The following is a 15,823-nucleotide window of genomic DNA, read 5'->3' on the forward strand; positions in this document are numbered from 1 at the left end:
AAGGGGCGCCATCGAAGATGGTCCTGCTGATTCATCACTCCAAATAATGACTCCACGGTTCAATCGCTAAATCATCTATGCTGTAGCGCTCAATGGAATCCACCATGAGTTTTGCAACTTTCAAATCAATGGTGAGCGAAATGTTGTTGTCGATGGTGAGGCGGCGAATTTGGTAGCCGAGCGTCGCATCTTCGTGGGAGTAACCACGTGGAATATTGATCACCCAACTGATTTTATCTTTTTTAATCAGCTCTTCACAGTTCGGGCTGAGGCCGCTGTCGATTTTATGCACTACGGTCACGGGCACCTCATTTTCTTCAAACACTTTCGCGGTTCCTGGCGTGGCATAAAGCGGATGTCCCCGCGCAACGAGCTTGCGAGCCGCGCTCAAAAAGTCTGCTTTGCCCTCAATACTTCCAATGGAGATGAGCACCGCACTTTCGGGTTTTGGGATTTCAAATCCGGTGGAAAGCATGGCTTTCAAAAATGCCTCATTCAGGTCGTCACCAAAACACGCCACCTCCCCTGTCGAGGCCATTTCCACCCCGAGCACAGGGTCTGCGCCCTTGAGACGAGAGAACGAGAATTGAGGCGCCTTCACCCCAACGTAGTCCAAATCGAGCGTTTTATAATCGCGCTTTTTTGCCTTGCCCAGCATGGCTTCGGTCGCCACCTCAATAAAGTTGTAACCCGTGACTTTCGAGCTGAACGGGAAACTGCGACTGGAACGCAAATTGCACTCAATCACTTTGATGTCATTGTTCACCGCCAGAAATTGAATATTGAAAGGCCCCGAAATCTTCAGCGCCTCCGCGATTTTTTTTGCAATCAGGCGCACACGTTTGATCGTTTCTAAATACAATTTCTGCGGAGGCAAAACAATGGTCGCATCCCCGCTGTGCACCCCGGCGTTTTCCACATGTTCCCCAATCGCATAAATCAAAAGTTCCCCATTTTGTGCCACTGCATCGATTTCAATTTCCTTCGCACCGAGCTCAAATTTCGTGATCACCACGGGCGCTTCCTTCGAAATGCGAGCCGCCTTATCCAAATACGCACAAAGCCCCTCTTCATTTTGCGCAACAGCCATCGCCGCACCCGACAAAACGTAAGAAGGACGAACGAGCACGGGGTAGCCCACTGCATCCGCGAACTTGAATGCATCTTCGGTTTTTGCAAACTCCTTCCACTTGGGTTGATCCACGTCCAGACGGTCCAAAAGTTGAGAGAATTTATGTCTATTTTCCGCCTGGTCGATGCTCCTCCCAGACGTTCCAAAAATGTTCACACCGGCACTGTCGAGTTTGTTCACCAAGTTATTCGGAATTTGTCCTCCCGTAGAAACCACCACGCCTTCAGGGTCTTCCAATTCATAAATGTCGAGCACGCGTTCCAAAGACAGCTCATCAAAATAAAGGCGGTCACACATGTCATAATCGGTGGACACGGTCTCGGGATTATAATTGATCATCATTGTCTCATAGCCGTTCGCTTGCAAGGTCTTCACCGCATTGATGGAACACCAATCGAACTCCACCGAAGACCCGATGCAGTACGCTCCGCTTCCTAGAACAATCGCCTTCTTTTTTGGCTCTTTTTTTGAAGTTTTACTGGGCGCAAAACCCACATCGTGTTTATCGCCATGATACGTGAGGTACAAATAATTCGTCTTCGCCGGATATTCCGCCGCCATTGTGTCGATCTGCTTCACGGCAGGCAGCACTTTGAACTTTTTACGCAATTTGCGCACTTCCATTTCTTCGCAATTTCGGGTCAGTCCAATTTGCTTGTCGCTGAAGCCGAGCTTTTTTGCCGAACGCAGCAAGTCCTCATCCAGCTCTTCTTTTTCGAGCTGTGCATCCATATCTACAATGCGCTTCAACTTTCCAAGGAACCATGGATCCACTCCTGAAAGTTTATAAATTTCCATCACGTCCCAACCCTGGCGAAGGGCTTCTGCAATCGCAAGGATGCGTTTGGGCGTGGGCTTCGAAATTGCCGCTCTCAAATTTTCAGTGTCGATGTTCAGACGTTCATTGCCCGTGAGTCCAATCATTCCAATTTGCAGCATGCGCAGTCCCTTTTGAATCACTTCTTCAAAGCTGCGCCCCAGCGCCATGATTTCTCCAACGGACTTCATTTCGCTGGAAATGTGATGAGACACTTTGCGGAATTTATCCAAGTCCCAGCGAGGAATTTTCAAAGCCACATAGTCGAGCGCAGGTTCAAAACACGCGGTGGTCACACCGGTGATCGCATTGCGCAATTCGGGCAGGCTGTACCCAAGCGCCAATTTCGCCGCCACATAGGCGAGCGGATAGCCCGTAGCTTTGGACGCGAGTGCCGAGGAACGAGACAAACGCGCATTCACCTCAATCACACGGTACTCTTCAGACTGGGGATCGAGCGCATATTGAATATTGCATTCCCCCACAATGCCGAGATGGCGTATCACTTTGAGTGCGAGTTCGCGCAGCATGTGATATTCGCTGTTGCTCAAAGTTTGCGACGGTGCAATCACAATGCTTTCCCCCGTATGAATTCCAAGGGGATCAAAATTCTCCATATTACAAACCGTGATGCAGTTGTCGTTCGAGTCGCGCACCACTTCGTATTCAATTTCTTTCCAACCCTTCAAACTTTCTTCCACCAAAACTTGGGGCGAAAAGGCAAAGGCGGTGTCCACGAGTTCCTTGAGTTCTTTTTCGTTGTTCGCAAAACCGCTTCCCTTCCCTCCGAGCGCAAAAGCCGCGCGCACCAAAAGTGGGAACCCAATTTTTTCGCCTGCTTTCATTGCCGCGCTGGCGCTGGTGCAGGCAATGGAGCGCGGCACCTTCACATCGATTTTTTGCAATTCTTTGTTGAAAAGTTCACGATCTTCCGTCTTTTCAATGGAGCTCACGGGCGTTCCATAAACACGCACATCGTACTTGTCTAAAATGCCCAAATTTTTCAAAGCCACTCCACAATTGAGAGCCGTTTGTCCCCCGAAGCTCAAAAGCAGTCCATCCGGTTTTTCTTTTGCAATCACTTTTTCAACAAACACCGGTGTGATCGGCAAAAAATACACCTGATCAGCGAGCCCCTTGCTGGTTTGGTTTGTCGCAATGTTCGGATTGATCAAAACCACCTCCACCCCTTCCTCTTTCAAAGCTTTAATCGCCTGAGAACCGGAGTAGTCAAACTCGCCCGCCTCCCCAATCTTGAGAGCCCCCGATCCGAGGATCAGAACTTTTTTAGGAAGACGCAGCTTGGAAGCAGTTGGGGCCAAGTCTCGAAAGTGTAAGGGAAATCTATCTCAAAGAATGTAGCGTCCGCTCAGCCCCGATGCAAGAGAATTGAAAGCCCGCAAAGGCCCTAATTGTAGCGTCATTCCATCAACTTGGCCAAATTTTTTCGCACGCGATTCAAGACCGAAGTGCTAGCCTTTTCAATGAACTCCAAGCGTCTAGATTGCCAATCCACTGCTCGAATTTGATCAGATAGCACAGCCCCCTCTAGCTGCAACTCCTTCAAGGGAACCTCAAAAGGATACCCTTTCACCTGAGAAGTAACAGGACAAATCAAGGCCATTCCGATGCGATTGTAAGTGGAACTAGAAACAACCATGACAGGGCGACGCCCTTTTTGTTCATGCCCCAAAGTAGGGTCCAGCGTAAGCCATGCCAAATCACCTTGCTTGGGAATATAAACAGTCACCATATTTCTTTTCCTACAGTGTCAAATTCTAAAAGTAAATCATGTCGATTTTCAGGAGTGATTTGAGCCACCATCTCTTTTAAGGTTTCTTCAGGAGGGGAAAGGATGATTTTTTTGCCCACCAATTGCATCTGAATCACGGTGCCCGCTTTAACGGGAATCGCTGCAGCAAAAACTTTAGGGATGCGCAGTCCCAAACTATTCCCCCATTTTGATACCTTGGTCTTCATGAATGTATAGTATGATGTATATACAAAGGATATACGTCTTTCATAAAAAAGTCCACCCTCACATCCGATACTGCAAAGCCTCCACCATGTGCACGTATTCAATCCGTTCGCTGGCCTCAAAATCAGCAATGCTGCGTGCCACTTTGAGCAACTTGTGCAAAGCCCGCCCCGACAATTTATAATGATGCGTGGATTGTCGTAAAAAATCTTCCGTTTTCAGATCCAAGTTTTCGCGAGCCAGCCACAAGGGTGGCAAATGTTGATTCACATGGAATCCTTCATTTTTATAACGCCAAGCCTGCCGTTCGCGGGCCGCCAGCACCCGCTCTCGGTACGAAACACCACTCAAAGGGGAGGCTTTAAAATCGTCATAGGCCATGCGAGGCACCTCCACACTCAAATCGAGACGATCCAAAATAGGGCCTGAGATTTTCTTTTGATAACGTGCCTTTTCCGCCGCTGTGCAACGGCAAGGTTTTTCAGGATCACTCGCATAGCCACAAGGACATGGATTGCGAGTGGCAACAAGCTGAAAATCGCAAGAGTAATGGCAACTGGATTTCCCATAGCGCAGGCGCAATTCCTGGCCTTCCAAGGGGCCGCGTAGGCCCTCTAAAATTTCACGAGAAAATTCAGGAAATTCATCCATCATCAAAACGCCGCGATGCGCCAAACTGAGCTCCCCGGGGCAAAGGCTGGCTCCGCCGCCGAACACGGTGAAAGGAGTGGAGCGAGGATGAATACTGCGAAAAGGCCGAGTGTTGGCCATGGAAACCGCTTCCCGCCCCGCAACCGAATGAATGGCTAAAACCTCTAGTTTTTCTTCAGAACTCAACGGAGGCAAAAGTTGCACAAAACATTGTGCAAGCAAAGTTTTCCCGCTGCCGGGTGGCCCGGACATCAGCACATGATGCCCGCCGCTGGCCGCAATGGCCAGCGCGCGCTTGGCCCCCGCCTGTCCCGCAATCGACTCAAAATCCAAAATCGCCTCGGCTTCCATAAACGATTTTTCATCGTCCTCTACAAACGCGGGGCGCTCGCCGCTTTTTAAATATTCAATCACTTCTTGAAGATGCGAAAATCCAAAAATTTCCAAACCCTCCACCAGGCTCGCTTCGGCCAAATTCCCGCGCGGCAATAAAACACGTTTCACTCCATTTTTGCGTGCGTACAAAAGGGCCGGTAAAAGGCCTTTTACCGGACGTAAATCCCCGTTCAAACTCAGTTCCCCCAGCGCCCAAGTATCCGCAGAAAAACCGGCAATTTCCTTGGTCAACATCAAAAAACCAAGCGCAATGGGCAGATCGAAATGGCTCCCGCTTTTATGCAGTTCCGCAGGTGCCAAATTCACAATTTTACGCGTGAGCGGAAAACGAAAACCACTGCTGGTCAGCGCACTCCGCACGCGATCTTTGGCCTCCTGCACACTGGTCCCCGCCATCCCGATGATCGAAAACACGGGCATGCCTGGACTCACCTCCACTTCAATGTGAACGGGAAGCACCGTGATGCCCTGCAGGGTGTACGAAGAAAGCAGCATAGACTTTCAGTTTCGCCAAAATCTTCATTTTTGTGAAATCTTGTACAAAACCCCCTCCTTAAAATGACGTTGTTGGAGCGCCGACAACAGCCCTAAAATTCATAACAATCGAGCAGAGGAATCCCTTCCTGAAGTTCCACGCTATAAAACAAAAAACGCGCCTCTCGCCATTCTTTTTTCCGCCTTTTCCATTCCCAGGCCGTTCGATAAAAACGGCTTTGCTTGGTCTCAGTCATGGCTTCGAGGGGACTGCCAAACCGCTCATTGCGCCGCCCCTTCACCTCCACAAAAAACAGCTCCTGCGCTGGGGACTCGGCAATCAAATCCACCTCCCCTCCCTTAAAACGCACCCGCCTTTCCAAAATCCGCCACCCCCGCACACACTCCAAATACTGCGCCACCTGTTCTTCACACCACAGACCAAAGGCGTGAGGGTTCATAGAGAGATGGATACACCCAGTTTTTGTGCTCGCTGCTGCAGCTCTGCCAGTGTTTTCTCCCAATCGCCTACAGAGCTCGAATATTGCCCGGATGCTCTAAAATAACAAACACGCTCACTCGCGGGTAAGTCTTCTAAAAGACTACCCAAGCTTGCTTTGCGTCCGCCACTAATCATCTCAAAGCCATTTGGAAGTATGACACGGTTAACCCACCAGCCATGCATTCTTGTTAGATCATTGGTGCTGGGGATAAGCGTTTGAAAATCCACCACCGCCCTTTTAAGTTGAGCGATTAACTCAGCTCTCGCCTCCGTATCTACCGCCACAGGATCTTCACCGGGACCTCCTAAACCCATAAAAATTCTTTATTAAACAAGAAACAATTGTTAACTCAAACCCGGCAACTTCGCAAGGCGCGCAAGTTGACAAGCCGTCAAGAAAAGTATCAAAGAAGCAAGAATCGCCAAAAAAGCCTCATTTGGATTCAACCAGACTTTTTTGGGAGCTTAGCCCCACTCCCCTTGCCCCCCAAACGGCTTTGTGCAAAACTAAAAACCCGCCTCGCGCCTTCGCAAATCATGCAAGGCCAGGCCTCCTTTTTATGGCCGATCTCAAAGTCCCTCCTCACAGTGTCGAAGCCGAAAAATCCGTGCTCGGATCGGTGATGGTGGAAAAAAACGCATTGCTTAAAATCGCAGACCTCCTTCAACCCGAGGACTTTTACTACGAGACCCACGCCAGCATTTACACTGGCATCCAGGAGCTTTTTGCAAAACGCAGTCCCATCGACATCCTCACGGTTAAAACCTGGCTCAAAGACAACGGCAAGCTCGACGAAGTCGGCGGCCAAACTTATTTGGAAGAAATGTGCAACGAAGTGCTCACGGCCTCACACGTCTTTCAATACGCGCTCATTGTCAAACAAAAATCCACGCTCCGTAAACTCATCACTTCCGGCGGCAACATCACCGCTTTAGCCTACAAAGAGGAGTAAGAAGTGGATGAGCTGGTGGACAAGGCGGAGCAAGAACTCTTCAAAGTCTCGCAAACCTTCATGCGCAATCGCTTCGTGCCCATCAAAGACATCCTCGCCAGCACCTATGAAAAAATTTCAGATCTCCATGATCCAGAAGCAGCCGCCAAATACAAAGGACTCGCCACGGGTTTTGGTTCCCTGGACCACTTGCTCACCGGTTTACAACCTTCCGACCTCATCATTCTCGCCGCCCGTCCCTCCATGGGGAAAACCGCCTTTGCTCTCAACCTGGGACTCAATGCGGCACTGCGCGGCAAAAGTATAGGAATCATTTCACTCGAAATGTCCAAAGAACAACTTGTGGAACGCCTCTTCATTTCCATGCTCGGAGTGGACAGTTGGAAGCTGAAGAACGGCCAACTCACCCAAGACGACTTCATGCGCATGGGCCAAGTTATGGATCAACTCAACAGCTGCAAAATCTTTATAGACGATTCCGCCGGCGTCGCCACCTCCGAACTGCGTGCCAAGGCCCGCCGCCTGCAAATGGAGCACGGCCTCGACTTGCTCATTGTGGATTACCTTCAACTCATGTCCATGGGCAAGGGCATGCTCTCTATTACGAACCGCGTCCAAGAAATTTCCGAAATTTCTCGTTCCCTCAAACAGCTCGCTCGTGAACTGCACATCCCCATCATGGCCCTCTCCCAACTCTCTCGTGCCGTCGAAGCACGTCCCGTTAAAATCCCGCAACTCTCCGACCTTCGCGAATCAGGAGCCATTGAGCAGGATGCAGACGTCGTAATGATGATGTACCGCGAAGATTACTACGAAGAAGACACCGAACGCCAAGGCATCACCGACATTTACGTGCGCAAACACCGCCACGGCATGGTGGGCCGCGCCGAACTCATGTTCCGCAAGGAGCAAATGAAATTCTACGACATCGACCGTCAACGAAGTGGAACTTTTGAGGATTAGAACCTATCTCAAAAAGACAGGAGCTCATCTAACTGACATATATAATTTAGATCGACATAGAATCTATTGATTTTCACTAAAAATAAGATCAATCTAACATATAGAACTTTAAAGATCTCTCTATATATATAGATGAACTTAATCAATTGGCAACAATTTGGTTTAAAAAAAGACCCCTACGACACCCTTCCTTTAATTGAAGGTGGAGACGTCCCAATTGAGCAGGCTTTTGTAGGACGCACAAAAGAAATTCAAGCATTGGACAACCTTTTTAAATCTGAAAGTCGTTTTGCCTTAGCCATTTGTGGAGATGTAGGAGTAGGAAAAACAAGTCTAGCGAATTTCCGAAAATACATGTGGAAAACCGCTAAACAAAATTCAATCTTTTCTTTTAGACGTGAAATTGAAGCGAATGACTACTTGCTGAATAAGCGCAACTTCATGATAGAAATCATAGGGTCTATTTTAAGAGAAATTAGGCTTCTTCAGCCTAAACTTTTAGAACAGAAGCTACTCAAACGACTCAGCCAAATTGTAGACATCACTCAAACACTGAGTATCACAGGTGGCGCCAACATCTTAGGTTTCGGAGCAGATTTAGGGGTTGATAAAGCAAATTTTCCTCCAATCCAATTGGCGAATGCAAGTTTAGAGCAGTACTACTTAGAGCTCATTGATTTCATTAAAAAGACAGAAATCTTAAAGAAAAGATACAAAGGCATTATTATCCACGTGAATAATTTTGATGTAGTCTTGAAGAACAAAGAAGGCCACCGAAAAGTGATCGATTTTTTTAACGAAATAAGAGACATATTACAAACCCCCGATGTCTATTTCCTTTTCTTAGGCCCAAGGAATTTCTTTAAGGATATCATCAGCACACAAAAGAGAGTTGAAAGCATTTTCATTCGCACACCTTTGTTCATCAATCCTTTAAGTAAAACCGAAATTGTAGAAGCTTTTAACGAAAGAATGAGTCTTTTAAAATCAGAAGGCGTCATTTCTTACATCAAGCCCGTAGAAGATGAAGTGATTTTTCAACTTTATGACCTGTATGGAGGAGATATAAGATCGATCATGTCAGCGGTGAGAGATATTTTAGGGCAGTACTCCGGCACCACTGCCCGGCCACTTCCCTATAAAGAAGCCCTTTATCTTCTGGGTAAAGAAAGGTGGGAGCGCATTGAAAATGAAGTGATAAGATTAACTCCAGAACAAAAGCAAGTTTTAGTTTACCTTGCCCGATCAGATAAATACATCAGCCAAAAAGAAATAGCTCAATTGTTCAAAAAAGCACAATCAAACGTGTCAGGCTACTACTTCAAGCCATTGAGAGAGTTGGACATCATTGAAGAAAAAGAAAAGATTGGAAGAGTCCCTTACTATGGTTTGACAATCAAGTATCAACCCATCAAATTCCTTGTAAACTCTAGGGAGGAACTTGTAAAATCTGCCAGGAAGAAAGGCAATCAACTCAACTTATTTTAATATGCCCTCTCAAGAATACAACGATCGTCTTCGCAAAGCGGATGAACTCCGCAAGCTCGGAATCAACCCTTATCCCGCTCGCTACGAAGGGTCTCATTCGATTGCCGAAGTCCTCGCTTCCAAAAAAGCGCAAAAAACACGCAGCATCGAAGACATTTTGGCAGATAAAATTTCCACCGATTTCACGATCCGCGGTCGTCTCATGACCCTGCGTGAACACGGACGCTTAGCTTTCGCAAACCTAAAAGACGCAACCGGCACGATTCAAATCTGTTTTATGGAACAAGTGCTCGGTAAAGAAAATTACAAACTGCTCCGTAAAGTGGACATGGGCGACTTCATTGGCGCGTCTGGAGAACTGTTCATGACCAAGCACGGCCAGCTCACGCTTCTCATCAAAGACTGGACTTTTCTCGGCAAAACCCTACGTCCACTGCCTGAAAAATGGCATGGACTTCAAGATCAAGAAGCCAAATACCGCCAACGCTACCTCGACCTGGTGATGAGTGAAGAGACCACGTCCCGCTTTGTGTTTCGCAGTCGTTTCATCGAAGAAATCCGCCAATTCCTTAATTTGCACAGCTTCCTCGAAGTAGAAACCCCGGTGCTCGCGGCGATCGCCTCCGGCGCCACCGCTCGCCCCTTCCTCACGCATCACAACGCGCTCGACCTCGATGTACACCTACGCATCGCACCCGAACTCTATTTAAAACGCCTCATCGCCGGCGGCATGGAGCGCGTCTACGAATTCGCCAAATGCTTCCGCAACGAAGGCATGGATCCCTCCCACCTCCAAGAATTCACCATGCTCGAATATTACGGCGCTTATTGGAATTATGAGGACAACATGAACTTCACCGAAAAAATGCTCACCACGGTTATTAAAAAGCTTTTCGGCACGACAAAAATCAAAGTTCGCTCTCGCGACGGTAGCGATGTAGAAGTGGACTTCAAAGCGCCTTGGCCGCGTATTTCTTTTGGTGAACTCATCGAAAAAGACAGCGGCATCAAGATTTACGATTTTCTCACTCCCGAACATCCCGAAGGCGACGTCGTCGCCCTCCGCGCGGCCATTAAAAAAGCACGAGATCCACAGGGGCAAAAAATTATCCTCGAAGACGCTGAAAAAATGGGTTACGGAAACCTCTGTGATGCTCTCTACAAAAAAGTCAGCCGACCCAAACTCATCAATCCGTGCTTTGTGATCGACCACCCTGCCAGCACCATGCCTTTAGCGCGTCGCAGCGATGAAAATCCAAAAGTGTGCGAAACTTTTCAACTCCTCGTGAACACTTGGGAAGTGGTCAAAGCCTACTCAGAGCTCGTGGATCCTGTGGACCAACGCGAGCGCTTCATTGAACAAGCCAAAGCCGCCGCCGGCGGAGACGAAGAGGCCATGGATATGGACCTCGACTACCTCACCGCGATGGAACACGGCATGCCCCCCATCTCTGGATTCGGCATGGGCATCGACCGCATCGTTACCCTTTTGACCGGCCAAGACAACCTCCGCGACGCCGTGCTCTTCCCCATCATGCGCCCTCTCGAGGAAGATCTCAAAGCCGCCAAAAAAATTGCAGAAAAAGCAAGAGAATCAGCGAAGAAAGGACACCGGAAGTCCTGACAAAAAACTGAAATGTACTTATAGTGAAGCCACAAAAAAGAAATAACACTTCATCATCTATGAAAAAACTCATTGCGCTCTTATCCATCTTGCTGATCGCTTCCCTCACTTTAAATGGAATTCAATACTTCGACAGAAGTACTACAGACGAGGAACTGCCCCTGGACGACTCACAAATTGAAGATTCCTCTGTGACAGACTCCGATGAAGACAAAGAACCCGAAACTTCTTTAGCTAACGCAATTAATCTGCTCCCCTCCCCCGAATTGGCAATTGGGGGCTACCCTTTTGGAGCTGATAAATACTGGGTGTGGACCGCAGAAGCCAACGACGATGGGTCTTACTACTCAAGCAGTGGAGTAAGACAGGCTTCCTGGGTGGTGGATCTCGCTTCTGGCAAAGCCACAAAATTAGCAGATCGTGCTTTAGGCGCAGGGACCACCGTCCCCAATGTCCTATGGAGTGATGAGTATTTGGAGATCATCTGGAAGAGCGGATGGGAAACATTCTGGATTGAAATGACCGATTATGTTGATCTTGATACTGGTGTGTTGTCCTACTCTCTTTCAAACCATACAGGGCAAAAACTCACCATCGAGTCAGGAGAAACGACCTTGGAAATCACCTACGCACCCAGCAGCATCTGCGATGGAGCGACTTTTGAAAACCCCTCCACAACGGACATGGCTGAAGGTCTTTTGATCAATGGAAAATCTTATCCATTCCCTTCACCGATGGAAGTGGAATGCCGCTTCAATGATATGGGTGGAGAGAAAATGATTGAAAACTTCCCTTATATCAATCTAAGTGAAACGAGCGGAGTCATTCGTTTTGGGCTTGCAAAAGGAGCTGCTGAAATCCCTTTAAGCACCCTCAGTGTGCCTGTAGTGGACTACCGCTAGGAGGCAGTAATCTTTAATTTTGAGTAGGCAAAAAAATTGACTCCCCTTATAGTGAAGCCGCCTTCACGATTTTTCATGCACGATCGTTCCTACGGCATCAGCGGCTATCAACCCACTCGGCATACGCCGCACGTGCCCGAGGGCGGCGACCCAGGGCAAGAGCCCAGCACGACCCAGCGAGCCAAAGATCTCTTTGACCGCGCCAAAAAAACCGTGAACAAAACCCGCTCCAGCGCTCCTCGCAATCCCGGCCCCAAATGGCCGCTCCATAAAAAAATCCTCCTCGTCCTCACCGCCATCTTCGTCACAGGACTCTTCATCATCTGGTTCTTCTTGGGCGAATTCCGCTTCCTATTCTGGCGCGCCCCCTCCCTCACCGGCTTCCCCTTCGGAAACCGCACCTATATCGTGCTCTTCCAAAACAATTACGAACTCCGGCCCACCGGAGGCTTCATCTCCAACTATGCCGAACTCACCTTCAGCCATGGCCTCTACAAGGGCATCACCTTCCACGACGTCTACGCCGAAATCGACGAGCACAAAACCATGGAGCCACCCCTCGTCCTTTCCACACTGCTCGACAACGAAAACTATGCGGGACATACTTTCCGGGACGCCAACTTCGATCCCGATTTCCGTCTGAGTAAAGATGAACTCATCCACTTTTATCAACTCACGAACCCCGAAGCACGCATCGATGGAGTCGTTGCCGTGGACTTCCACTTCCTTGAAAACTGGGTCGGGATCTATGACGAAGTCAGCATAGACGGCACGACCTTCACCCAGCAAAACCTCTTTGAATCCCTCTCCTCCCTCGTCTCAGACATTGACCGCCATGATGAAGAAGCCCTCGCCACTCGCAAAGACATCGCCGCGCCTCTCATCAAAAAGCTCATCCTAAAAACCTTCATCTTTCCCTGACGCCTCCTCGAATTCCGCGACCTGCTCGCCGAAGGCTTTCGTGAAAAACACGTGCTCGCTGCCTTCAACCGCGATGGCCTCGTCAGCTCCTTCCGTGCTCGCAATTGGGACGGCGCCCTGCCCCAATCCGACATGGGCGACTTCCTGGTCGTGAACGAAGGCAACTACGGCGGTATGAAATCCGATCGCTACCTCACTCGCGACGTGAGGTACACCCTCGAAATCACAGACCAAAAGGATGTACTCGGCAACCCCATCGTGGAGGCCACAGTGGAAATCACCCTCACCCATAATGGTGGGAACAACCCTCCGCTCAGCGGCACTTACACCGGTTACCTCCGCACCTTGGTTCCGCTCGGCGCCAAAATCCTCACCGGCTCCACCATCAGTGAAGAACGCAACGACAGCGCTGTGCTCGGCGAACTGGTCACTCTTGCCCCCGGACAGTCCCAAACATTCACTTATGTCTACGAATTGCCCGAATATGTTTGGAACGATGATGTCTACTTCCTCCATCTGCACAAACAGCCCGGCACGGACCAGGACCACTACCGCGTGATCGTCAAAGCTCCCGTAGGCATGGGCCTCAATGCACCGCACTTTGAAGTCCACGAAAACGTCGCCTTCCTCGATCTCAAGCTGCTCACCGACACGAACCTCAGTTTCAGCTTGCTGCCCGACCAAGAGCCACCCCGCATCGTCTCCCACGAAATCACAGCACTCAATCAGATCACCCTCGTCTTCAACGAAACCCTAGACACTTTCTACGCCGACGACCCCGAAAACTACAAAGTGACCGACCTCAACCAAAGCTCCGAAACCACCGACACGCTCACCGTGTTGAGCGCCACTCTTCAAGAAAACGTCGTTATTCTGACCACCACCGGCATGACCACCCAAGAGGAGGAATTTTATGAAGTCGTTTTTGAAAGCCTCAGTGATACGCGCGGTAACGTGCAAAACCCCAGCCCCCGCAGCGTGACCGTCGTGCAACGCAATTTGCCAGAAGAAGCTTTGGAAGAAATCCCAACCGAGCTTCCTCAAGAGTGATTTTTCGTTATTCCTCCAATTGTTACATTGTAACAATTAGCGATTTTTGCTTTTTAGCATCCCCTAGACCCTCGAAACACTTGCCAAAAAACGCCTCCTCCGACATTCTAGAAACATCAGGTCTCACCTAAAATGAACAAAATCGCTATCCTCGACTTCGGCAGCCAGTACACACACCTGCTCGCCACGCGTGTTCGACGCCTCGGCGTTTACAGCGAAATTCTCCACCCTGCAGACGTCACCGCGGAGGGTCTCAAAGATTACGTCGGCATCATCCTTTCCGGGGGCCCCGCTTCTGTTTATGAAGCCGGCTCCCCAACCGTAGACCCCGCCATTTTCACCCTCGGCAAACCCATACTCGGTGTCTGTTATGGCCATCAACTCATCACAAGCCTCCTAGGAGGAACTGTGGAGCCCGGCAAAGGGGTCGGAGCCGAATTCGGGAAAGCCGCCATCACCATCCAAAAAAATGAAGGTCTTTTCGCCGGTTTTGCACCTCAAGAAGAAACCCAAGTCTGGATGAGCCACGGCGATCGAGTGACTCAACTTCCCGATGGTTTCGAAGTTTTCGCCACCAGCAAAGACGACGGCTACTCTGCCGTCGGCGACTCCAAACGGAACATTTATGGCGTGCAATTCCATGGCGAAGTCGTGCACACGGTCAAAGGCAACGAGATGCTCCTCAACTTCATCAAACTCACCGGGGTTGCCCGTGACTGGGACCTCGGCAGCTTCGTGGAACAATCCCTGCAGCAAATCCGCACGCAAGTCGGCGACCGAAGTGTCTTCATGCTCATCAGTGGCGGAGTGGACAGCACGGTCGCCTACGTGCTGCTGGCCAAAGCCCTGGGCACAGACCGTGTCTATGGCCTCTTTGTAGACACCGGTTTCATGCGCGCCGGCGAGCGCGACCAAGTAGAAAGCGCCCTGCGCCGTGAAGGCATCAACAAACTCCACGTCGTGGACGCGAGTGAAGAATTCTACGCCGCGCTCGCCGGCGCAACCGAACCTGAAAAAAAACGTGAAATCATCGGCCGCGTCTTCCTCGAAGTGCAGGCCCGCATCGCTCAAGAGCTTGCTCTGGACCCCGCTCACTGGATGCTGGGCCAAGGGACCATCTATCCAGACACCATCGAATCGGGTGGCACCAAAAATTCCGCCAAAATCAAAACCCACCACAACCGTGTGCCCGAAATCGAAGCCCTCATCAAAGAAGGACGCGTCATCGAACCCCTCAAAGACCTCTATAAAGATGAAGTTCGTGAAGTCGGAGAAAAACTGGGTCTCCCCACCGCCCTCGTCTGGCGCCATCCCTTCCCAGGACCCGGCCTTGCCGTGCGCCTGCTCTGCGCCGAAGCTCCCGACTGGGCCCCCAATCACGAAACCCTCGAAGCTCAAATCAACCTCTTCCTCGCTCAGCAAAAGGCGGAAGGCAAACTCACCAACCTTCTCACTGCAAAGACCCTGCCCATCAAATCTGTGGGCGTTCAAGGGGATTTCCGAACCTATCGCCATCCCGTCGTCCTCACTGGCGAGGCCACTTGGCAAGAACTTGCCCAACTTGCTCCTGCCCTCACCAACCGCTTCCACGAACTGAACCGCGTGCTCTACAATTTCGGCCCAGCACCTGAGTCCATCACCCTCACCCCCGGCACGCTCACCAAAGACCGCACCCTTCGCCTTCAAGAAGCGGACAAACTCGCCATGCTCTGGCTCAAAGACATTGGTCAGGATCGTGCTGTTTGGCAAATGCCCACGGTGCTTCTTCCTGTTTCTGTGAATGCCGAAAACAAAGAATCCCTCGTCCTCCGTCCCATCGTCTCCGAAGAAGCCATGACCGCCCATTTTTCCGAACTCCCCATGGACAAGATCCGTGAACTCACCACCGAGCTCCTCAAAGACGATCAAATCTCCGCTGTGTTCTACGACATTACCAATAAACCCCCCGCCACCATTGAGTGGGAGTGATAAG

Annotated in this window: 14 protein-coding genes; 8 read left to right on the forward strand and 6 right to left on the reverse strand. The window is 49.9% G+C overall.

Going from position 1 to position 15,823, the window contains the following annotated elements:
- Window positions 1-34: 34 nt before the first annotated feature.
- The 6 genes from carB to IPG41_04575 all read right to left on the reverse strand — a co-directional run bounded on the left by carB (window position 35) and on the right by IPG41_04575 (window position 6,265).
- Complete coding sequence (carB, locus tag IPG41_04550) at window positions 35-3,250, reverse strand: carbamoyl-phosphate synthase (glutamine-hydrolyzing) large subunit (GenBank protein ID QQR55658.1); 3,216 nt, start codon at window positions 3,248-3,250, stop codon at window positions 35-37.
- Window positions 3,251-3,369: 119 nt separating this feature from the next.
- Complete coding sequence (locus IPG41_04555; protein ID QQR54444.1) at window positions 3,370-3,702, reverse strand: type II toxin-antitoxin system PemK/MazF family toxin; 333 nt, start codon at window positions 3,700-3,702, stop codon at window positions 3,370-3,372.
- Window positions 3,696-3,929, reverse strand: a complete 234-nt coding sequence (locus IPG41_04560; protein ID QQR54445.1) for an AbrB/MazE/SpoVT family DNA-binding domain-containing protein — start codon at window positions 3,927-3,929, stop codon at window positions 3,696-3,698. Before IPG41_04560 ends, IPG41_04555 begins: the two co-directional genes overlap by 7 nt.
- Before the next feature lie 58 nt (window positions 3,930-3,987).
- On the reverse strand, window positions 3,988-5,469 hold the full coding sequence (locus tag IPG41_04565; GenBank protein QQR54446.1) for a YifB family Mg chelatase-like AAA ATPase: 1,482 nt from the start codon (window positions 5,467-5,469) through the stop codon (window positions 3,988-3,990).
- A gap of 92 nt (window positions 5,470-5,561) precedes the next feature.
- Window positions 5,562-5,909 carry a YraN family protein gene (locus tag IPG41_04570; GenBank protein QQR54447.1) on the reverse strand — a complete coding sequence of 116 codons (348 nt, stop codon included), beginning with the start codon at window positions 5,907-5,909 and terminating at the stop codon, window positions 5,562-5,564.
- On the reverse strand, window positions 5,906-6,265 hold the full coding sequence (locus tag IPG41_04575; GenBank protein ID QQR54448.1) for a hypothetical protein: 360 nt from the start codon (window positions 6,263-6,265) through the stop codon (window positions 5,906-5,908). Before IPG41_04575 ends, IPG41_04570 begins: the two co-directional genes overlap by 4 nt.
- 245 nt (window positions 6,266-6,510) lie before the next feature.
- On the opposite strand from IPG41_04575, the gene IPG41_04580 reads away from it, so the two are divergent.
- From IPG41_04580 to guaA, 8 genes are all read left to right on the forward strand, one after another.
- Window positions 6,511-6,903: a hypothetical protein gene (locus tag IPG41_04580; GenBank protein ID QQR54449.1), complete on the forward strand. Its 393-nt coding sequence runs from the start codon at window positions 6,511-6,513 to the stop codon at window positions 6,901-6,903.
- 3 nt (window positions 6,904-6,906) lie between these two features.
- On the forward strand, window positions 6,907-7,866 hold the full coding sequence (dnaB, locus tag IPG41_04585) for a replicative DNA helicase (GenBank protein ID QQR54450.1): 960 nt from the start codon (window positions 6,907-6,909) through the stop codon (window positions 7,864-7,866).
- A gap of 132 nt (window positions 7,867-7,998) precedes the next feature.
- Window positions 7,999-9,354, forward strand: coding sequence for a hypothetical protein (locus IPG41_04590; GenBank protein QQR54451.1), 1,356 nt, complete (start codon window positions 7,999-8,001; stop codon window positions 9,352-9,354).
- Window position 9,355: 1 nt separating this feature from the next.
- Window positions 9,356-10,978 carry a lysine--tRNA ligase gene (gene lysS, locus IPG41_04595; protein QQR54452.1) on the forward strand — a complete coding sequence of 541 codons (1,623 nt, stop codon included), beginning with the start codon at window positions 9,356-9,358 and terminating at the stop codon, window positions 10,976-10,978.
- 59 nt (window positions 10,979-11,037) lie between these two features.
- Entirely contained in the window at window positions 11,038-11,880 is an 843-nt protein-coding gene (locus IPG41_04600) for a hypothetical protein (protein QQR54453.1), read from the forward strand.
- A gap of 75 nt (window positions 11,881-11,955) precedes the next feature.
- Window positions 11,956-12,801 (forward strand): DUF4012 domain-containing protein, encoded by an 846-nt coding sequence (locus IPG41_04605; GenBank protein ID QQR54454.1) that lies wholly within the window; start codon window positions 11,956-11,958, stop codon window positions 12,799-12,801.
- Window positions 12,802-12,852: 51 nt separating this feature from the next.
- Complete coding sequence (locus IPG41_04610; GenBank protein ID QQR54455.1) at window positions 12,853-13,851, forward strand: hypothetical protein; 999 nt, start codon at window positions 12,853-12,855, stop codon at window positions 13,849-13,851.
- Window positions 13,852-13,983: 132 nt separating this feature from the next.
- A complete protein-coding gene (gene guaA / locus IPG41_04615) occupies window positions 13,984-15,819 on the forward strand; it encodes a glutamine-hydrolyzing GMP synthase (protein ID QQR54456.1) in 1,836 nt (611 codons plus the stop codon).
- Window positions 15,820-15,823: the final 4 nt, after the last annotated feature.

This window comes from Candidatus Peregrinibacteria bacterium (assembly GCA_016699145.1).
In the GTDB taxonomy this organism is placed as follows: domain Bacteria; phylum Patescibacteriota; class Gracilibacteria; order UBA1369; family 2-02-FULL-48-14.